This is a genomic window from Streptomyces cyaneofuscatus, assembly GCF_042718795.1.
Lineage (GTDB): Bacteria > Actinomycetota > Actinomycetes > Streptomycetales > Streptomycetaceae > Streptomyces > Streptomyces cyaneofuscatus_A.
Window position 1 is genome coordinate 36,063 of record NZ_JBHXOX010000035.1, and the last position, 18,879, is coordinate 54,941.

The 18,879-nt window shown below is 72.6% G+C and carries 15 protein-coding genes; 9 read left to right on the forward strand and 6 right to left on the reverse strand.

Annotation, left to right across the window (positions count from 1 at the left end; all coding sequences use genetic code 11):
- The first annotated feature begins 25 nt into the window (after positions 1 to 25).
- Positions 26 to 817, forward strand: a complete 792-nt coding sequence (locus ACFWRT_RS32225; protein WP_380953847.1) for a LysR family transcriptional regulator — start codon at positions 26 to 28, stop codon at positions 815 to 817.
- Positions 818 to 955: 138 nt separating this feature from the next.
- On the forward strand, positions 956 to 2,800 hold the full coding sequence (locus tag ACFWRT_RS32230; RefSeq protein WP_380953846.1) for a glycoside hydrolase family 3 protein: 1,845 nt from the start codon (positions 956 to 958) through the stop codon (positions 2,798 to 2,800).
- A 60-nt stretch (positions 2,801 to 2,860) separates the two neighbouring features.
- Here the strand turns inward: ACFWRT_RS32230 and ACFWRT_RS32235 are convergent, their stop codons facing one another.
- The 3 genes from ACFWRT_RS32235 to ACFWRT_RS32245 form a co-directional block, all read right to left on the reverse strand.
- Positions 2,861 to 4,348 (reverse strand): S28 family serine protease, encoded by a 1,488-nt coding sequence (locus tag ACFWRT_RS32235; RefSeq protein WP_380953845.1) that lies wholly within the window; start codon positions 4,346 to 4,348, stop codon positions 2,861 to 2,863.
- Between the two features lie 123 nt (positions 4,349 to 4,471).
- Entirely contained in the window at positions 4,472 to 4,840 is a 369-nt protein-coding gene (locus ACFWRT_RS32240) for a hypothetical protein (RefSeq protein ID WP_380953899.1), read from the reverse strand.
- 179 nt (positions 4,841 to 5,019) lie between these two features.
- Positions 5,020 to 8,772, reverse strand: coding sequence for an ABC transporter ATP-binding protein (locus tag ACFWRT_RS32245; RefSeq protein ID WP_380953844.1), 3,753 nt, complete (start codon positions 8,770 to 8,772; stop codon positions 5,020 to 5,022).
- A 208-nt stretch (positions 8,773 to 8,980) separates the two neighbouring features.
- On the opposite strand from ACFWRT_RS32245, the gene ACFWRT_RS32250 reads away from it, so the two are divergent.
- The gene (locus tag ACFWRT_RS32250) at positions 8,981 to 9,370 is read left to right on the forward strand and encodes a type II toxin-antitoxin system RelE/ParE family toxin (RefSeq protein WP_380953843.1); all 390 of its coding nucleotides are present in this window, start codon (positions 8,981 to 8,983) and stop codon (positions 9,368 to 9,370) included.
- Entirely contained in the window at positions 9,370 to 9,837 is a 468-nt protein-coding gene (locus ACFWRT_RS32255) for a helix-turn-helix domain-containing protein (protein ID WP_380953842.1), read from the forward strand. Before ACFWRT_RS32250 ends, ACFWRT_RS32255 begins: the two co-directional genes overlap by 1 nt.
- A gap of 36 nt (positions 9,838 to 9,873) precedes the next feature.
- Here ACFWRT_RS32255 and ACFWRT_RS32260 read toward each other — a convergent pair whose 3' ends face one another.
- The 3 genes from ACFWRT_RS32260 to ACFWRT_RS32270 form a co-directional block, all read right to left on the reverse strand.
- Positions 9,874 to 11,556, reverse strand: a complete 1,683-nt coding sequence (locus ACFWRT_RS32260) for a thiamine pyrophosphate-binding protein (RefSeq protein WP_380953841.1) — start codon at positions 11,554 to 11,556, stop codon at positions 9,874 to 9,876.
- Positions 11,553 to 12,560: an agmatinase gene (gene speB / locus ACFWRT_RS32265; protein WP_380953840.1), complete on the reverse strand. Its 1,008-nt coding sequence runs from the start codon at positions 12,558 to 12,560 to the stop codon at positions 11,553 to 11,555. The genes ACFWRT_RS32260 and speB overlap by 4 nt, the downstream gene beginning before the upstream one ends.
- A gap of 220 nt (positions 12,561 to 12,780) precedes the next feature.
- The gene (locus tag ACFWRT_RS32270; RefSeq protein ID WP_380953839.1) at positions 12,781 to 14,289 is read right to left on the reverse strand and encodes a sodium:solute symporter family protein; all 1,509 of its coding nucleotides are present in this window, start codon (positions 14,287 to 14,289) and stop codon (positions 12,781 to 12,783) included.
- A 37-nt stretch (positions 14,290 to 14,326) separates the two neighbouring features.
- Between ACFWRT_RS32270 and ACFWRT_RS32275 the strand changes: the two genes are divergently transcribed.
- From ACFWRT_RS32275 to eccD, 5 genes are all read left to right on the forward strand, one after another.
- Positions 14,327 to 14,467: a hypothetical protein gene (locus ACFWRT_RS32275; protein ID WP_380953838.1), complete on the forward strand. Its 141-nt coding sequence runs from the start codon at positions 14,327 to 14,329 to the stop codon at positions 14,465 to 14,467.
- Between the two features lie 68 nt (positions 14,468 to 14,535).
- On the forward strand, positions 14,536 to 16,041 hold the full coding sequence (locus ACFWRT_RS32280) for a PucR family transcriptional regulator (RefSeq protein ID WP_380953837.1): 1,506 nt from the start codon (positions 14,536 to 14,538) through the stop codon (positions 16,039 to 16,041).
- A gap of 141 nt (positions 16,042 to 16,182) precedes the next feature.
- The gene (locus ACFWRT_RS32285; RefSeq protein WP_380953836.1) at positions 16,183 to 17,046 is read left to right on the forward strand and encodes a GNAT family N-acetyltransferase; all 864 of its coding nucleotides are present in this window, start codon (positions 16,183 to 16,185) and stop codon (positions 17,044 to 17,046) included.
- An 84-nt stretch (positions 17,047 to 17,130) separates the two neighbouring features.
- Positions 17,131 to 17,400, forward strand: a complete 270-nt coding sequence (locus ACFWRT_RS32290) for a hypothetical protein (protein ID WP_380953835.1) — start codon at positions 17,131 to 17,133, stop codon at positions 17,398 to 17,400.
- Positions 17,401 to 17,509: 109 nt separating this feature from the next.
- The gene (eccD, locus tag ACFWRT_RS32295; protein WP_381121380.1) at positions 17,510 to 18,853 is read left to right on the forward strand and encodes a type VII secretion integral membrane protein EccD; all 1,344 of its coding nucleotides are present in this window, start codon (positions 17,510 to 17,512) and stop codon (positions 18,851 to 18,853) included.
- Positions 18,854 to 18,879 lie beyond the last annotated feature (26 nt).

Here is an 18,879-nt window from a genome sequence, read left to right on the forward strand (position 1 = left end):
GCCCCCCCCCCCCGGCGACGTCACGGTGCTCGACCTGTCCCGGCTGCGCGCGCTGCACGCGGTCTCCATCCATGGCTCCGTCGCCGGTGCCGCGACCGCGCTCGGCTACACGCCGTCCGCCGTCTCCCAGCAGATCACCAAGCTGGAGCGCGAGACCCGGACGACGCTGCTGGAGCGGCGGGGCCGCGGGGTCTCGCTGACCGAGGAGGCGCTCCATCTGGTCGACGCGGCGCAGCAGTTGCTGGCCATCGTGGAGCGGACCGAGACGGTGCTGGAGGAGCGCCGGGGGCTGCCGACGGGCCGTCTGACCATCGGCGCGTTCGCCTCGGCGGGGCGCGGACTGCTGCCCGGAGTGCTGGCGGAGCTGGGCCGGGACCACCCGGCGCTGGACGTACGGCTGGACGAGGTGGACCCGCACCTGTCGGTGGACCTGGTGGCGAAGGGCGTCATCGACCTGGCCGTGGCCCACAACTGGGACATCGCCCCGCTGCCCGCCCCGGACGACCTGGCCCAGGCGGTGATCGGCCTAAACCGGTGCGACCTGCTGGTCCCGGCGGGCCACCCGCTGACCGGGCGGGAGGCCGTGCGGCGGGAGGAGCTGGCGCGGGAGCGGTGGATCTGCACCGGACTGGGGGTCGCGATGATCCCCAGACTCGGGCGCGGGTTGCTGCCGGCCGGGGTGGTGGCCGTGCGGCTCGACCCCGTACCGGAGCGACGGCTGTACGCGCTGTGGCGTACGGAGGCGGCCCGGCGGCCGGCGATCACGGCGGCGGTCTCCGCGCTCCGGGCCCATGGGGCGGCGGCCGGTCTGGAGTGAGCGCCGGGGGTGGTCCGGCGTGGACCACCCCATCGCGCGCGTGTCGCTGCTGGTCCACTCCCGCCCCCTTGACCGAAAGTTACTTTCCCTATATCCGTATCATCTTGGAAGTTTCTTTCAGTCAGGGAAGGAGCTCACGTGCCCCACCGCACCTCACGACGCACCCTCCTCACCGCCACCGCCGCCGCCACGGCGGCCGCCGCCACCGGCGCCCTCCCGCTCGCCGGCACCGCGTCCGCGCACCCCGCCGATGGCTCCACGAACGCCTCCACCGATCGTCGGCTGCGGCGGATCATCGCCGGGATGAGCCTGGAGGAGAAGGTCGGCCAGCTCTTCGTGATGCGGGTGTACGGGCACTCCGCCACCGACCCCGACCAGGCCGACATCGACGCGAACCTCAAGGAGATCGGGGTCCGTACCGCCGCCGAGCTGGTCTCGGCGTACCACGTCGGCGGGATCATCTACTTCGCCTGGGCGCACAACACCCGCGACCCGCACCAGATCGCCGCCCTCTCCAACGGCATCCAGGAGGCCGCCCTCGGCGAGCGCTCCCGGGTGCCGCTGCTCATCTCCACCGACCAGGAACACGGCATCGTCTGCCGGGTCGGTGAGCCCGCGACGCTGCTGCCGGGCGCGATGGCGCTGGGCGCGGGCGGTTCGCGGTCCGACACCCGCCGCGCGGCCTGGATCGCGGGGGCCGAGCTGGCCGCGCTCGGCATCAACCAGAACTACGCGCCCGACGCCGACGTCAACGTCAACCCGGCCAACCCCGTCATCGGGGTCCGCTCCTTCGGCTCCGACCCGCAGGCGGTGGCCGAGCTGGTCGCGGCGCAGGTGAAGGGGTATCAGGGCGCCGGGGTCGCGGCGACCGCCAAGCACTTCCCCGGGCACGGCGACACCAGCACCGACAGCCACACCGGGCTGCCGGTCATCAACCACACCCGTGCGCAGTGGGAGGAGCTGGACGCGCCGCCGTTCCGGGCCGCGATCCGGGCCCGTATCGACTCCATCATGACCGCGCACATCGTCGTCCCCGCCCTCGACCCGTCCGAGGACCCGGCCACGCTCTCCCGCCCCATCCTCACCGGCATCCTCCGCGAGGAGCTGGGCTACGACGGGGTGGTGGTCACGGACTCGCTCGGCATGGAGGGCGTGCGCACGAAGTACGGCGACGACCGCGTGCCGGTCCTCGCGCTGCTGGCGGGCGTGGACCAGCTGCTCAACCCGCCGAATCTGTCGGTCGCGTGGAACGCCGTGCTGGAAGCGGTCCAAGGGGGCGAGATCAGTGAGGCGCGGGTCGATGAGTCGATCCTGCGCATCCTGCGGCTCAAGACCCGGCTCGGGCTCTTCCGCGACCCCTTCGTCAGCGGCCGGGAGGTGGACCGTACCGTCGGTATCCGCAAGCACCTCCTCGACGCCGACCGGATCGCCGAGCGCACGACGACCCTGCTCGCCGACCCCGGCGCCCTGCTCCCGCTCTCCCGCCGCACCCACCGCCGGCTGCTCGTGGTCGGCGCCGATCCGGCATCACCGTCCGGTACGACGGGTCCGCCGACCACCACCCTGGCCGGCGCCTTCACCGAACTGGGCTTCGCGGCAACGACGTTGTCCACCGGTACGGCCCCGAACCAGGCCAAGATCGCCGAAGCCGTCGCCGCCGCACAGGGCAGGGACGCGGTGGTCGTGGCCACGTACAACATCACGGCGAACAGCACGCAGCGCACCCTCGTCGACGCCCTCGTGGCGACCGGTGTCCCGGTGGTCGCCGTCGCGATCCGCAACCCGTACGACGCCGCCCACCTCACCGGCCGGGGGGTCGCCGCGATCCTGGCGTCCTACTCCTGGACGGACGTCGAACTCCACGCCGCCGCCCGGGTGATCGCGGGCCGCGCCCGCCCGGAGGGCCGGCTCCCGGTCCCGGTCCAGCGGGCGGACGACCCGGCGCGGGTGCTGTATCCAGTGGGCCACGGGCTGTCGTACTGAGGCGCACGGCCGCCGGCTCCCCTCCGGACGGTACGGAGGGGAGCCGGCGGGCACGAGCCGCTACGGGCGGAGCACCGCCTCGTCGCGCTCGATCTCACCGTTCAACTGGTCCAGCCTCGTGTCGAACTTCGCCAGCGGCTTCGCCTTCGCCGGGTCCGCCTGGACGGCCGCCGGGGCGACCCCCGCCCAGCGCTGGATCGCGGCGGTGGCCTTCGCCTTCCCGTCCTCCGTCAGGCCGGAGATCCGAGCGCCGTGGTTGGCGCCCGGCACGGTGTAGACGTAACTGTCCTTGGCACCGCGCCCGAGACGGAAGGGCTCCGCACGCCACGGGTCGTTCTCGCCGTACACGTACAGCATCCGGTGGGCGTTGTTCCGGACCCAGGTGTCCACGTCCCGCATCGCGCCCCGGTCGAACTTCATGGGGATGGAGCGGGGCACGAAGTTGCGCGGCGGCTGGTAGCCGTAGCGGCTCAGGTTGCCGAGCCACGGCTGCTTGATGTCCGGCGAGCCGAGCTGGGTGCCCGCCTGGTAGTAGTACGGGATGGACGACTCCAGCTCCTGGTCCGCGTAGAAGCCGAAGCCGGAGATCGCGTCGATGGCGTCCCAGATCTCCTCGTCGGTGGCGTTCCTGGCGTCGGGCAGGATCTCGGAGCAGTCGGCAAGCGTGCTGTACTGCCAGAACGCCCACAGGTAGTCCATGACGGCGGCCTCGTAGGCGCGGTCGAAGGAGCCGAGCGTGGTGTAGGTGAGGCCGTTGGCGGCGGCGTGCTCCTCGAACTTCTTCAGGAGCGGGGCCCGGCGGACCAGGCCCTCGCGCTGCACGGCCTGCAGCTTGTCGCGGCACTCCTTGGTTCCGACGTTCCGGAAGAACCGGTCGTACGCGGAGTCCTCGCGGTCGTCGACGTCGTTGGGCGCGACGTACGCGACGACGCCGTCCATGTCCTTCGGGTAGAACCGCTCGAAGTACGTGGCGGTCATGCCGCCCTTGGAGCCGCCGGTGGCCAGCCACTTCTTGGCGTAGATCTTCTTGAGCGCCGTGAACACCCGGTGCTGGTCGGTGGCCGCCTGCCAGATGTCTAGCTTGGACCAGTCGGCGGGCGCCGGGCGGGACGGGGTGAAGTACCGGTACTCCAGGGAGACCTGGTTCCCGTCGATGATCTGCGTCGGCTCGCTGCGACCGGGGTTGGTGGAGACGTTGTAGCCGCTGGTGAAGAAGACCGTGGGACGGGCGGTGTCCTTGTGCAGCAGGGTGATCCGCTGCTGGAACGTGCCCTTGGACGGGCGCCGGTGGTCGACCGGCTGGGTGTAGTCGAGGACGAAGTAGCGGTAGCCCAGGTAGGGCTTCTCCTCGATCAGGCTCATGCCCGGGATCGCCAGGATGCGGTCCTTGATGTCCTCGTCGCTCGCTTCGCCACCGTGTACGGCGGCGGTGCTGTTCTGCTTCGTGTCCGGTTCCGCGGCGGTGGCCGCACCGGCCGAGGCTCCCGCCGCGCTGACGGTGCCGATGAGCACCGCGAGCGAGAGAACCCCTGTGAGCGCCTTGCGCATGCACCCTCCCCTTGATTCACAACAGTCGCCGTGAACCTAGCGAGGGCAACGCGCCACGCGCCAGACCCCGTTGCGCGTGTCCTGGTTCCTCACGCGTTTCCCGTACGGAGTCCTACGGTGCGTTCAGCACAGGATCCAGCCGGTGGCGGCCGACTTCCCGGCGACCGCTCCGGTGGCCCGGACGCAGCGGTTGAGGGCGTTCACCGTGACCGGACCGGCCATCCGCGTGAACGAACCGCTGTCCTTGACCACGCGTCCGCCGCGCGGCTGGAGCGTGACGCTCATCGCCCGCCGCTTGCCCGGCTTCTTGGCGATCGTGACGGCACACGCGTGGGTCCGGCTCTTGTAGACGCGCAGCTCCCCCGTGGCGAACGTGATGGTCTTCGCGGGGCGGCCGGAGCAGCCGGGAGCGGCCTGGGCGGCCGTGGCCGGGGCGCCGACGAGGAGGACGAGACCGGCCAGCAGCGGCATGACGAGGAGCCGCGCCACCACCCCCTCGGGTCGGACCGGCCCCTGCGGTGCCCTGGTTCCCGCCGCCCTGTCGAACACGTTCGCCCCCACCTGACCTCTGTACGCACCTGTGCGTCCCTGGCTACGACGCAGCAGACCGCCGGGAGGTTGCATACGTGGGTGCGGGGGTGTGTCAGACGCCCGCGGGCTCGGCGGGCGTCTCAGACGCCCGCCGGCTCGTCCTCCCCTATGTCCTCGCCCAGGCCCTCCCCTATGAACGTGCGCCACAGCCGCGCGTACCGCCCGTCCCGGGCCAGCAGCTCGTCGTGCGTGCCGTCCTCGGCGACCCGGCCCTGGTCCATGACCACGACCCGGTCGGCGCGGGCGGCGGTGGTCAGGCGGTGCGCGACCACCAGGGTGGTGCGGCGGCCGGTGAGGCGGTCGGTGGCCTGGTTGACCAGGGCCTCGCTGGCCAGGTCCAGGGCGGCGGTGGCCTCGTCCAGGAGCAGGATGTCCGGGTCGACGAGTTCGGCGCGGGCGAGCGCGATGAGCTGGCGCTGCCCGGCGGAGAGGTTGCGGCCGCGCTCGGCGACCTCGTGGAGGTAGCCGTCCTCCAGGGTGGCGATCATGTCGTGCGCGCCGACCGCGCGGGCGGCGGCCTCCACCCGGGCGTCGGTGGCGTCGGGCAGCCCGTAGGCGATGGCGTCGCGGACCGTACCGGGGAAGAGGTACGCCTCCTGGGGGACGACGCCGAGGCGGTGGCGGTAGGCGGTCATGTCGAGCCGGCGCAGGTCCGTGCCGTCGGCGGTGACGCGCCCGCCGGTGGGGTCGTAGAACCGGGCGACCAGCTTGACCAGGGTCGACTTGCCCGCGCCCGTCTCGCCGACGAAGGCGACCGTCTGTCCGGCCGGGATGCGCAGGTCGACGCCGGTGAGGGCCTCCTCCGACGCGTCCTCCGTGTCGTACGCGAAGGAGACGTCCTCGAACGCGATCTCGCCGCGCAGGGAGAGCACGTCCAGCGGTTCGTCCGGGTCGGCGGTGGAGGTGGGCTCGCGCAGCAGCTCCTGGATGCGGCCGAGGGAGACGGTGGCCTGCTGGTAGCCGTCGAAGACCTGGGAGAGCTGCTGGACGGGGGCGAAGAACAGCTCGATGTAGAGGAGGTAGGCGACCAGGGCGCCGACGGTCAGGGTGCCGTTGTCGACCCGGCCCGCGCCGACGATGATCACGGCCGCGGCGGCGACCGAGGCCAGGAGCTGGACGAACGGGAAGTAGACGGAGATCAGCCACTGGCCGCGTACCCGGGCCTGGCGGTAGCTGTCGCTGCGCTCGGCGTAGCGGGCGGCGCCGTCGTGCTCGCGGCCGAAGGCCTGGACGATACGGAGGCCCGAGACGGACTCCTGGAGGTCGGCGTTGACCCCGCTGATGCGCTCACGGGCCAGTTCATACGCCTTGACGCTGCTGCGGCGGAAGAAGAAGGTCCCGATGATCAGCACGGGCAGGGTCGCGAAGACGACCAGGGCGAGCTGGATGTCCAGGACGAGCAGGGCGACCATGATGCCGAAGAAGGTGACGACGGAGACGAACGCGGTGACCAGGCCGGTCTGGAGGAACGTGGAGAGCGCGTCCACGTCCGTGGTCATCCGGGTCATGATCCGGCCGGTCAGCTCGCGCTCGTAGTAGTCGAGGCCGAGCCGCTGGAGCTGGGCGAAGATCTTGAGGCGGAGCGAGTACAGGACCCGCTCGCCGGTCCGGCCGGTCATCCGGATCTCGCCGGTCTGGGCCGCCCACTGGACGAGCACGACGGCCAGGCCGATCGCGGAGGCCGCCCACACCGCGCCCATCGCCACCTGGCTGACGCCCTCGTCGATGCCGTACCGGATGAGGACCGGCAGCAGCAGGCCCATCCCGGCGTCGACGGCGACGAGCGCGAGGGCCAGGAGCAGGGCCTTGCCGAAGCCGCGCAGCAGTCGGCGCAGCCCGTAGGACTCCTCGGGACGTACGGCGTTCGCCTCGTCGACCTGCGGGGTGTCCGTGGCGGGCGGCAGTGCCTCGACCTGGGCGAGCAGCTCGGGGCTCGCGGGCATACCGGCGACCGTGGCGTCCCGGTCCTCCTCCTTGCGGATCCACAGCTCGGGCGTGATGCCGCGCTCGGCGTCGAACTCGGCGTCCAGCTCCTTCTGGAGGGCCCGGTCGTCATCGGGGTCCGCCTCGGTGTGCGGTGGCCGGTGGCCGGGGGACGTACCGCCCAGCTCGTCTGGGTCGGTGAGCAGGCGGCGGTAGAGCGGGGAGGTGCGCTCCAGCTCCGCGTGGGTGCCGATCGCGGCGAGCTTGCCGCCGTCGAGGACGGCGATGCGGTCGGCGAGCTGGAGGGTGGAGCGGCGGTGGGCGATGAGGAGGGTGGTGCGGCCCTCCATGACCTGTTTCAGCGCCTCGTGGATCTCGTGCTCGACGCGGGCGTCGACGGCGGAGGTGGCGTCGTCCAGGAGGAGGAGGCGGGGGTCGGTGAGGATGGCACGGGCGAGGGCGACGCGCTGGCGCTGGCCGCCGGAGAGGGTGAGGCCGTGCTCGCCGACGGTGGTGTCGTACCCGTCGGGCAGCGCGGAGATGAACCCGTGGGCCTGGGCGGCGCGGGCGGCCTGCTCGATCTGCTCCTGGGTGGCGTCGGGGAAGCCGTAGGCGATGTTGGCGCGGACGGTGTCGGAGAAGAGGAAGCTGTCCTCGGGGACGAGCCCGATGGCGGCGCGCAGGGACGCCTGGGTCAGCTCGCGGACGTCGTGGCCGCCGATGAGGACGGCGCCGTGGGAGACGTCGTAGAAGCGCGGCAGGAGGAGCGAGACGGTGGACTTGCCGCTGCCGGAGGCGCCGACGATCGCGAGGGTCTCGCCGGGTTCGACGGTGAGCGAGAACCCGTCGAGAACGGGCCGGTCCTCGTCGTAACCGAACCGTACGTCGTCGAACTCGATGCCGGCCGGGGCGTCGGCGGGCAGCTCCTTGGTGCCGTCCGTCATGGAGGGCTCGGTGTCGATCAGCTCCAGGACGCGCTCGACGCCGGCGCGGGCCTGCTGGCCGACGGTGAGGACCATGGCGAGCATCCGGACCGGGCCGACGAGCTGGGCGAGGTAGGTGGAGAAGGCGACGAACGTGCCGAGGGTGATCTCGCCCCGGGTGGCCAGCCAGCCGCCGAGGGCGAGCATGGCGACCTGGCCGAGCGCGGGCACGGCCTGGAGGGCGGGGGTGTAGCGGGAGTTCAGCCGGATGGTGCGCAGCCGTCCGGCGAAGAGCCGCCGGCTGACCTCGCGGAGCTTTCCGGTCTCCTGGTCCTCCTGGCCGAACCCCTTGACGACCCGGACCCCGGAGACGGCCCCGTCGACGACCCCGGCGACGGCGGCGGCCTGGCCCTGGGCGTACCAGGTGGCGGGGAAGAGCCGCTTACGGGAGCGGCGGGCGATGGCCCAGAGGGCGGGGGCGACGGCGAGGGCGACGAGGGTGAGCGGCAGGGAGAGCCACGCCATGATCACCAGGGAGAGCAGGAAGAGCAGGACGTTCCCGATGGTCATCGGGAGCATGAACAGCAGCCCCTGGATGAGCTGGAGGTCGCTGGTGGCCCGGCCGACGACCTGCCCGGTGGAGAGCTCGTCCTGCCGCTTGCCGTCCAGCTTGGTGATCGTCGTGTACATGTCTGTACGCAGGTCGTGCTGGACGTCCAGGGCGAGCCGGCCGCCGTAGTAGCGGCGGATGTAGGTGGCGATGTAGACGAGGACGGCGGCGCCGATGAGGAGGCCGGTCCAGAGCGCGAGCGAGCGGGTGTGGTCGGTGACGACGTCGTCGATGATCACCTTGGTGATCAGCGGGACGAGGGCCATGACGGCCATCCCGGCGAGCGAGGAGCCGAGCGCGAGCACGACGTTGCGCCGGTACCGCCACGCGTACCCGGTCAGCCGTCGGCCCCACCCCTGTTGCTCTGCGCCCGTCACGCGTCGCCTCCTGCTTCCGAGCTGTACGACCTGATCTTCCGGAGGCGCCAACACGGCGGGGAGCGGATTTCATCCCTCCGCAACAAAAGGGGCACCGCCGGGGCCGCGGTATCCGTCGAACGGCAACCGCCGAGAGGGGATCACCCCTCCGAGTGACTGCGCGGCGAAGACAGGTGACATACACTGGAGCGTCTATACGTTTCGATATATGGATACGCCCTATGTGATCGAGATCGAACCCGAGGTTCGGCTATGGCTGATGAACCTGCCGTACAACGACTTCCTGGTGGTGGAGCACGTCGCCGAGCTCCTGCGGGAGCGCCCCACGACGCTCGGGGAGCCGTACTCCCGGCACCTTGGCGACGGCGTCCGCGAGCTGCGGTTCAGTCTTGGCCGGCAGGGGGTCGCGACCCGGATTCCCTATTGGCTCGCGCCGGATCGCCGGATCGTTCTGCTTACCGTCTTCCGCAAGACCCGACAGCGGGAGACGGCCGAGGTCGCCCGCGCCAAGCGCGCCAAGGTGCTCTGCCAGACCGAGCATCCACCGGCTCACGATGTGTACACGCGCACAGCCGACGAGGAGAAGGAGAAGCGGTAATGGTCAGCCACGCACGCTGGAAGCTCGCCCGCGACGAGAAGGTCGCCCAAGGGATCGCCGAGGATCCCGAGGTGGAGCGGCGCCGCGAGGAGATCTCTCTCGCGTTCGACCTCGGACAGTCCGTGTACGACCGGCGGGTCGCCCTCGGCCTCTCGCAGACCGAGCTGGCACGGCGCGCCGGTATGACGCAGCCGCAGGTATCGAAGCTGGAGCTCGGCGGCACGGTCCCCACCGTGCCGCTGCTGGCACGGCTGGCCCGCGCCATGGAGGCGGTGTTCCGGATGGAGCTGTTCGGAAGCAGCATCCGCGTGACGTTCACCGACCTGGACGGAACCGCACCGGTAGAGGCCGGCACGGAGCCGCCCTCCACGGAACACGCGCCCGTACCCGCGTCCGCGTCCGCCGCCGAAGCGGAGGCGGAAGCGGACGCGGACGCGGACGCGGGGAGGGCGGCGGCCACGGGCTGAGGGCCCCGCCGTAGCGGCCTACAGAGGCCTCGGCGTCTACAGATGCGTCGGCTCGAACATCCGCAGCAGGGCCGGGAGCACGACGACGGACGGTCCGGGCGTAGCCAGGGCCTTGCCCAGGTCCGCGGCGAGCGACTCCGGTGCCGTACGGACGGCGGGTACGCCGAAGGACTCGGCGAGGGCGACGAAGTCCGGGCGGGACAGCTCGGTGCCGGTGGCCTCGCCGAAGGCGCCCGTCATGTACTCGCGCAGGATGCCGTAGCCCCCGTCGTCGACGATCAGCCACGTCAGCGGCAGGTCGTACTGGCGCGCGGTGGCCAGCTCCGCGATGGAGTACATCGCCCCGCCGTCGCCGGAGACCGCGAGCACCGGGATCGTCGGGTCGGCGGAGGCGGCGCCGATGGCCGCCGGGAAGCCGTAGCCGAGGCCGCCCGCGCCCTGGGCGGAGTGCATGGTGTTGGGGCGCCGCGCGTCGAACGCGGACCAGGCCCAGTAGGCCAGGATCGTCATGTCCCAGAAGCTGGGCGATCCGTCGGGCAGCGCCTGGCGGACGGCGGCCAGGACCTGCTGCTCCAGGGTCAGCTCCTGGGCGTCGATCCGGGCCCGTACCTTCTCCAGCACCGTGACCACGCGTTCGGCGGCGGCCGGGTCCTCGCGCCGCTCGACGGCGTCCAGGAGGTCGGCCAGCGCCTCGCGGGCGTCGGAGTGGATGCCGAGAGCGGGGTGGTTGGACTCCAGCTTCCCGGCGTCCGCCTCGATCTGGATCACCCGGCCGCGCGGGCGGAGGGTGTGGTAGTTCGAGGAGAGCTCACCGAGCCCCGAGCCGACGACGAGCAGGACGTCCGCGTCCTCCAGGAAGTCGGTGGTGTGCCGGTCCTCCAGCCAGGAGCGCAGCGAGAGCGGGTGCTCCCAGGGAAAGGCGCCCTTGCCGCCGAAGGTGGTGACGACGGGCGCGTCCAGCTTCTCGGCCAGGGCGCGCAGCTTGCCGGAGGCGTCGGAGCGTACGACTCCGCCGCCCGCGATGATCACCGGCCGTTCGGCGTTCGACAGCAGGTGGGCGGCGGCGATCGTCAGCTCGGGGCGCGGGTAGAGCTCGCGCGGGGTGGCGTCCATGGCGCTGACGACGGGGAGAGTGGTCTCGGCGAGCAGCACGTCCTGCGGGATCTCCACCCAGACCGGCCCGTGCGGGGCGGTCAGCGCGGACTCCCAGGCGGCGGCGATCGCGGAGGGGATCTGCGAGGCAGCGCGCACGGTGTGGACGGACTTCACGATGTCGCGGACGGAGGCCTGCTGGTCGCGCAGCTCGTGGAGGTAGCCGTGGCGCCCGCCGCCGAGGCCCGCCGACGGGATCTGGCTGGAGATCGCGAGGACGGGCGCGGAGGCGGCGGCCGCCTCCTGGAGCGCGGCGAGCGAGGTGAGCGCGCCGGGCCCGGTGGAGAGGAGCAGCGGGGCCACCTCACCCGTGATCCGGCCGTACGCGTCGGCGGCGAACCCGGCGTTGTTCTCGACGCGGAGTCCGACGTACCGGAGGGAGGAGCGGCGCAGGGCGTCGAACATGCCGAGCGCGTGCTGGCCGGGCAGGCCGAAGACGGTGGTCGCGCCGAGCCCCTGGAGGGACTCGACGACGAGGTCACCGCCGTTGCGGCCGGGCGGCGGGGTCAGGACGGCGGCGGCCTGCGCGGCGGTGAGCTGCGGCCGGTCGTCGTGGTCGTGGCTCACTTGGCGTCCTTGGCGTCCTTGGCGTCCTTGGCGTCCTTGGTGTCCCTCTGCGCGGCGATCTGGCGGGACATGATCGTCGTCAGCTCGTACGCGGTGTGGGAGGCGGCCACGGAGGTGATCTCCGCGTGGTCGTACGCGGGCGCCACCTCCACCAGGTCCGCGGAGACCAGGTGGCAGGAGGAGAGCCCGCGCAGGATCTCCAGCAGCTCGCGGGAGGTGAGGCCGCCGGCCTCGGGGGTGCCGGTGCCGGGGGCGTGCGCCGGGTCCAGGACGTCGATGTCGATGGAGATGTAGAGCGGCCGGTCCCCGATGCGCTGGCGGAGCTGGTCGGCGATCTCGTCGACGCCGCGCCGCATGACGTCGGCGGAGGTGACGATGCCGAAGCCCATCTTCTCGTCGTCGGTCAGGTCCTGCTTGCCGTAGAGCGGGCCGCGGGTGCCGACGTGGGAGAGGGCGGAGGTGTCGAGGATGCCCTCCTCGACGGCGCGGCGGAAGGGGGTGCCGTGGGTGTACTCGGCGCCGAAGTAGGTGTCCCAGGTGTCCAGGTGCGCGTCGAAGTGGAGCAGGGCGACGGGCCCGTGCTTCTTGGCGACGGAGCGCAGGAGGGGCAGGGCGATGGTGTGGTCGCCGCCGAGGGTCATGAGCCGGGCGCCGGTGTCCAGCAGGTCGTCGGCGGCGGCCTCGACGGTCTCCACGGCCTCGTTGATGTTGAACGGGTTCGCCGCGATGTCCCCGGCGTCCGCGACCTGCGCGAGGGCGAACGGGGAGGCGTCCTGGGCCGGGTTGTAGGGGCGCAGCAGCCGGGACGCCTCACGGATGGCGTTGCCGCCGAAGCGGGCGCCGGGCCGGTAGGAGACCCCGCTGTCGAAGGGCACGCCGACGACGGCGACATCGGCCCGCCCGACCTCGTCGAGCCGGGGCAGCCGGGCGAACGTCGCGGGCCCGGCGTACCGCGGGACGCGGGAGGAGTCGACGGGGCCGCGCGGCGATTCGTTGCTGCTCATGGGGGTGGGGTGCCTTTCGTTCGGTTTCGTACGGTGTCAAGTGTGCGGGCTTGCCGGCCCGCCCGGCGATTGAGGGCGTCCTTCAGCTCAGCCACCCAAGTCCGGCCACCCCCAGCCCGCCCGGCGATTGAGGGCAACTTTGGGCTCGGCCGATCCGGCAGCAGGGTTCCGTCCTCAAACGCCGGACGGGCTGGAGTGGTCCGGCGCGAGGGTTCTGTCCTCAAACGCCGGACGGGCTGGTGGTGGAGGCGCCGGACGGGCTGGGGGAGGCCCCGGACGGGCTGGGTGCGCGCCCCGCCAACCGCTCGCGCCAAGCGGAAAGCACGGCCGCATCCGTAGGCGGCGTGGCCAGCGACACGACCACGTACACGGCCAGCGACGCCAGCAGCCCGTAGTAGATCGGCTGGTTGGCGAGGATCCCGTACACCGCCATCAGCCCGATCACCGCGACGCCTCCCACACACACCGCCGACAGCGCCCCCGCCGCCGTCCCGCGCCGCCACAGCAGCCCGCCCAGGATCGGCACGAGGAGCCCGCCGACCAGCAGGTTGTACGCGACGGTCAACGCCTCGACGACGTCGTTCAGCGCGATGGCGATCAGAACGACCGCGATCCCCATGATCAGGATGAACGCCCGGTTCCCCTTGACCTCGTCATGCGGCTCATCGCCGTCACCGCCCCCGTCACCGCCCCGGCCGACCGCTCCCCGCAACCGCGACCAGATGTCGTTGTTGGCGACGGTCGCGCAGGCGATCAGCGCGCCCGACGAGGTCGACATCACGGCGGCCAGGGCCGCGGCGAGCACCAGCCCCCGCACCCCCATCGGCAGCTCGTCCTTCACGATCGTCGCGAAGGCGGAGTCGGCGCTCGCCAGGTCCGGGTACATCACCTTGGCCGCGGTCCCGATGACGGCCCCGGCGATGGCGTACACGAGGCAGTACGTCCCCGCCACCGTCCCGCCCCACCGCGCCGTGCGGTCGCTGCGCGCGGTGAACACGCGCTGCCAGATGTCCTGCCCGATGAGCATGCCGAAGGTGTAGATCAGGACGTACGTGAAGATCGTCTCGCCGCCGATGCCGAGCGGGTCGAAGTACTCGGTCGGCAACTGCGCCTTCATCTCGCTGAAGCCGCCCGCCTTGACGACCGCGATCGGCAGCAGGAGCAGCAGTACCCCGATGGTCTTGACGACGAACTGGACCATGTCCGTCAGCGTGATCGACCACATGCCGCCGAGCGTCGAGTACGCGACGACGATGGTGCCGCCGAGGACGATGGCGACGGTCCGGTTCACGTCGAAGAGGACGTCGAAGATGGTGGCGTACGCGATGGTCGAGGTGACCGCGAGCATGAGCGTGTACGCCCACATGACGACGCCGGAGATGATCCCGGCCCGTCCGCCGTACCGCAGGTCGAGCATTTCGGAGACGGTGTAGACCTTCAGCCGGGCGATCCGCGCGGAGAAGAAGACGGAGAGCGCGAGCAGGCCGAGGCCGATGGTGAGGACCATCCAGGCGCCGGAGAGCCCGTATTTGTAGCCGAGCCCGACGCCCCCGATGGTGGACGCGCCGCCGAGGACGATGGCGGCCATGGTGCCGGAGTACATCCAGGGCCCGAGGCGGCGCCCGGCGACCAGGAACTCAGCTTTGGACTTGGCGCGGCGCATGCCCCACCAGCCCATGGCGAGCATGCCGGCCAGGTAGACGACGATCACGGCGTAGTCGACAGCCATGGGCTTCCCTCCGTCTCGCGCAACAGGTGCAGTGCGGGTGGTGCAGGTGGTGCAGGTGCGAGTGGTGCAGGTGCGAGTGGTGCAGGTGGTGCAGGTGGTGCAGGTGGTGCAGGTGCGAGTGGTGCAGGTGGTGCAGGTGGTGCAGGTGCGAGTGGTGCAGGTGCGAGGAAGACGGTAGGTGGCCGAAAGCCGACGTTGAAGTGTACGTTTCCTCCACTCTTGCCTCCGAGAACGGACGAACCCTCCATGTCGACGACGCCTGCAACCGGACCACAGCACCCGGCCCCGCCCATCCCCCTCGCCGAACTCCTGGCGAGCAAGGACCTGGGCCTGCGCCGGATCGCGGGCCCCGCCGAGGCCGAGCTCCTCTGGGTGCACACCTCGGAGATGGCCGACCCGTACCCGTACCTCCTCGGCGGTGAGCTGCTGCTGAGCGCCGGGGTGCTGCTGACGGACCCGGACCGCTATGTGGCGCGGCTGGTGGAGGCGGGGGCGGCGGCGCTGGGTTTCGGCGTCCGGCCGGTGTACGAGGCGGTCCCGGACGACCTCGTCCAGGCGTGCGACCGGTACGGGCTGCCGCTGCTGGAGGTGCCGCCGGAGACCCCGTTCACGACGATCGCGCGGGCGGTGTGGCGGCTGATGGCTCAGGCCCGCCACCGGGAGCTGCGCCGGGTGACCCGGGCCCAGCAGGCCCTGGCGACGGCGGCGGCCCGCCCCGACCCCGTACCGGCGGTCCTCCACCAGCTCGCCACGCAGCTGAGCGGCCGGGCGGTGCTGCTGACGGCGCGCGGCGAGGAGGTCCACGCGGCGGGCCGCCGCCCGCCCCCGGAGGCGGCGGCAGCGCTGACCCGCCTGGCCCGGGTGGTGGCCCGCGAACGCCCCGGCGCCCCGTCCTCCGCCACCGACGCCCACGGCGACACGCACCTGGCGGCGTACGCGCTGGGCGGCGGCGAGGGCCTGGTCCTGGCGCTGGCCACCGGGCAGCGGGAGTCCGGGGACCACACGGTGGCGGGCATCGCGGTGGTCCTGCTGTCCCTCCTGGCCGCCCCGCACCAGGGCGCGGACGCGGCGGGCCGTTCGGCGGCCCTGGTACGGATGCTGCTCGGCGCGCCACCGGAGGAGGTGGCCCCGCTACTGGGCCCCGACGGTCCTGACGGCCCCACCGGCCCCACCGGCCCCTGGACGGTGATCCACGCGCGCCGCACGGACGGCTCTCCGGCGGACGCGCTGACGGCCGGGGCCCTGGGCGCGTCGCTGGGCACGGCCCTGGTGGACGCGGGGCGCGGGGGCGGCGAGGCGGTACGGGTGCTGCTGCCGGGCGCCCCCGGGACGGAGTCGGATCCGGCCCGGGTCACCCCGCAGCCCGGCTGGACCCTCGGCGTCTCCGCCCCCACCCCCGTCACCGACCTCGACGCCGCCGACACCCTGGCCGCCCGCGCCCTGGCCCATGCGCAGGCGACCCGCGCCCCGCTGACGGTGGACACTCCGGTGAGCGGCCTCGCCGCCCTGATCCCGCCCGACCAGGCGGCCGCCCACGCCCGCACCCTGCTCGCCCCGCTCACCGCACCGTTGACCGACACCCTGCGCTGCTGGCTCTCCCTGCACGGCAGTTGGGACCGTACGGCGGTGGCCCTGTCCGTCCACCGCAACACCGTCCGCCAACGCATCGGGCGGTGCGCGGAGTTGCTGAACGCGGACCTGGACGACATGGACGTACGGGCGGAGTTGTGGTTCGCGCTGCGGCAGGGGTGAACGCCCCCGGGGCCGGGGCCGGATGTCCCCAGGGGCCGGATGTCCCCAGGGGCCGGGCCCCAGAACGTCTCCTGCCCTGATCCGCCGGACACCCCTATATCCCTTCGCGCACCCCGCCCCGCGCTGGCTACTGTCCCGCCCATGACCTCCTCGGCCTCCCCCGTCACGCGGCGCGCCCTGTCCTCCGCCGAGACCCCCCGGGCACTGCGCGCGCTCAGCGCGTGGACACCGGCCGACGCCCCGGCCGGGGGCCTGCACCCCGGGGACGTGGGCTGGTTGCTGCGCCACGCGGACGCGACGGTCCACCTCTGGGTCGACGCGCGGGGCGCAGGGCGGCCCGAGCCCCGGCTCGACCCCCGGTACGACGCCGCGGCACCCGTCGCTGTGGGCTTCCTCGACGGCCCCGTACTGCGGGTGACCGCGGCGCCCGACGCCGATCTCGGGGCGCTCGCGGCGGACGCCGAGGAGCTGCTCGTACCGGGCAACGACTGGTGCGACGGCCTGCCCGTACCGGGATGGGAACCCGACGGGGAGGAGACCTGGCTCGTCCTGTCCTGGGCCCCGCGGCCGGTGACGACCCGTGCCGAGCGGGTGGAGGAGCCCGACGCGGCCGACCGGGTGCTGGTGCACCGGCAGGCCTTCTCCGGGTCCACGTTCGCCCTGAAGCACTGGGAGACGATGCGGGCGTCCCCGGCGGGTCACCTGGCCGTGGAGGCGCTCGTCCGCACACCCGCCGGAGACCCGGCGGCCGCGGCGACCGGCTGGTTCGCGGGTGCGGGCAGATGCGGACTGCTCGAACCGGTCGGCACCCACCCGGACCACCGCGGCCACGGCTACGGGCGCGACGCCGTCCTGGGCGCCTGCGCGGCCCTCGCCGACCGGGGCGCGAGCGCGGTGGCCGTCCTGACGCCGGCGAGCAACGAGGCGGCCGTGGCCCTCTACCGATCGGCCGGATTCACCGTCGTACGCGAGAACCACGACTGGACACGCGCCCGCCGGGCGTGAACCCCGCGCCCCCTCGATTCCCGGCCACCCGGTGTGTACCCCACGGCCGACTCTCGGTATGTTGCAGTGGCAAAGGGGGATGGCATGGCAAGGGATTACGACAGCCAGCTACTGGAGTCCGTGGGGGTACGCCGGCGCCGGATGCGGGACGCCCTGCTGTTCGGCGTGGAGCGCGCGCGGCGGACGGCGGACGAGCGGCTCGGCAAGGTATTCGCGGGGATCGCGATCACGGCCGTGCTGTGTGCGGGGTGCGTGGGGTGGTCCTTCCTCCAGCACACCCTGGACAAGCAGAAGGCCGAGCAGCAGAAACAACAGCAGCGACAGGCGCAGCAGTACGAGCAGCAGCAGCAGTGAGTGGTGAACACCGCTCCGCATCCCCTGGGCGCACAGCGCCTTATCGGTCAATTGGCCCGAAATTTCGGAAAATCACGATGATAGGTTTCCGTAAGTGGTGAGCACAGCAATGACGTCCCGCTCGGAACTGAGCCGGGTGACCCTGGTCGGCGAGCGGCGCCGGGCCGACATCGTGCTGCCGTCGGACACTCCCATCGGCCAACTCCTGCCGGACATCCTGCAGTTGCTGGACGACCGGGCGGCCTCGCGGCCCCTGACCAGGCAGTTGCTCACCTCCGACGGCTCGGCCCTGCCGCACGACAGTACCCTGGCCTCGGCCGGCGTCAGCGACGGTGCCGTACTCCGGCTGGTCAGGATCCACGCCGCTCCGCCCGCCCCGGTGGTGCACGACGTCACGGACCAGGTGGCCGACACCCTCGATCTCCAGGCCTGGCGCTGGCGTCCGGCCGCGCGCAGGGTCGCCGCGGGGGCGTCGACCGTGGCGTTCTCGGTGGTCGCCGCGCTGCTGGCCCGGCGCGAACTCCCGCTGGACACCCTGGCCGGGGCGCTGGCGGCCGTCACCGCCGTCCTCCTCGTGGGGGGCGCGCTCTGCGCCAGGATCGGCGCGGGCAACCGCGGGCTGGCGACCGCGCTGCTGTTCGTCTCGGGCGGCCTCGACGTTCTCACGGCCTGGACCGCCGCCGACGCCTACGACTGGTCGGGCCCGGCCCGGCTGGCCGCGGTGGCGGCAGCGGTGGCCCTGGCCCTGTTGCTGCTCGGGGTCTTCTCCCCGCTGGGCCGCGGCGGCCTCATCGGAGCCGGGGCCACGGCCGCCCTCACCGCGGTGTGGGAGGCCGTCGCCGCGGTGGAGTCGGATCCGGCCCGGCTCGGCGCGGTGATGGCCGTCTTCTCCGTGGTGCTGCTCGGCATGCTGCCCCGGCTGGCGCTGATGGCGTCCGGACTCACCGCGCTCGACGACCGGCGCTCGGGCGGGGTGTCGGTCAGCCGCCACGACGTGGCCAACGCACTGGCCGCCACGCACCGCGGTCTCGCCCTCGCGACGGTGGTCACCGCGGTCTCGGCGACCGGGGCGGGGTGGCTGCTCACCCTGTCAGCGCGGCCGACGGTGTGGACGGTGCTCCTGCCCTCGGTGGTCGCGGTGGTCCTTCTGTCGAGGGCCCGCGCGTTCCCGCTGGTGGCCGAGGTGGTGGCCCTGTTCGCCGCCGCGGCGGTCCTCCTCGTACGGCTCGTGATGCTGTGGATGGAGCAGGCCCCCGGGGGCGCCGGTCCCGTGCTCCTGCTCGGGGTGGCCGCCCTGCTGCCCCTGCTGGCCCTGTCGGTGGAGCCTCCCGAGCATGTACGGGTGCGGCTGCGGCGCACGGCCGATCTGGTCGAGTCCATCGGCATGGTGGGGCTGTTCCCGCTCGCGATCGGTGTGTTCGGCATGTACGGGCAACTGCTCAACAAGTTCTGACAGGGATGCGCGGGTGCTCCGGTCGG

Bases quoted from the DNA above. Each gene is read 5' to 3' on its own strand.
- ACFWRT_RS32235 (WP_380953845.1), bottom strand. From the start codon at position 4,348: ATGCGCAAGGCGCTCACAGGGGTTCTCTCGCTCGCGGTGCTCATCGGC.
- ACFWRT_RS32250 (WP_380953843.1), top strand. From the start codon at position 8,981: ATGGATACGCCCTATGTGATCGAGATCGAACCCGAGGTTCGGCTATGG.
- ACFWRT_RS32255 (WP_380953842.1), top strand. From the start codon at position 9,370: ATGGTCAGCCACGCACGCTGGAAGCTCGCCCGCGACGAGAAGGTCGCC.
- speB (WP_380953840.1), bottom strand. From the start codon at position 12,560: ATGAGCAGCAACGAATCGCCGCGCGGCCCCGTCGACTCCTCCCGCGTC.
- ACFWRT_RS32270 (WP_380953839.1), bottom strand. From the start codon at position 14,289: ATGGCTGTCGACTACGCCGTGATCGTCGTCTACCTGGCCGGCATGCTC.
- ACFWRT_RS32280 (WP_380953837.1), top strand. From the start codon at position 14,536: ATGTCGACGACGCCTGCAACCGGACCACAGCACCCGGCCCCGCCCATC.
- ACFWRT_RS32285 (WP_380953836.1), top strand. From the start codon at position 16,183: ATGACCTCCTCGGCCTCCCCCGTCACGCGGCGCGCCCTGTCCTCCGCC.
- ACFWRT_RS32290 (WP_380953835.1), top strand. From the start codon at position 17,131: ATGGCAAGGGATTACGACAGCCAGCTACTGGAGTCCGTGGGGGTACGC.
- eccD (WP_381121380.1), top strand. From the start codon at position 17,510: ATGACGTCCCGCTCGGAACTGAGCCGGGTGACCCTGGTCGGCGAGCGG.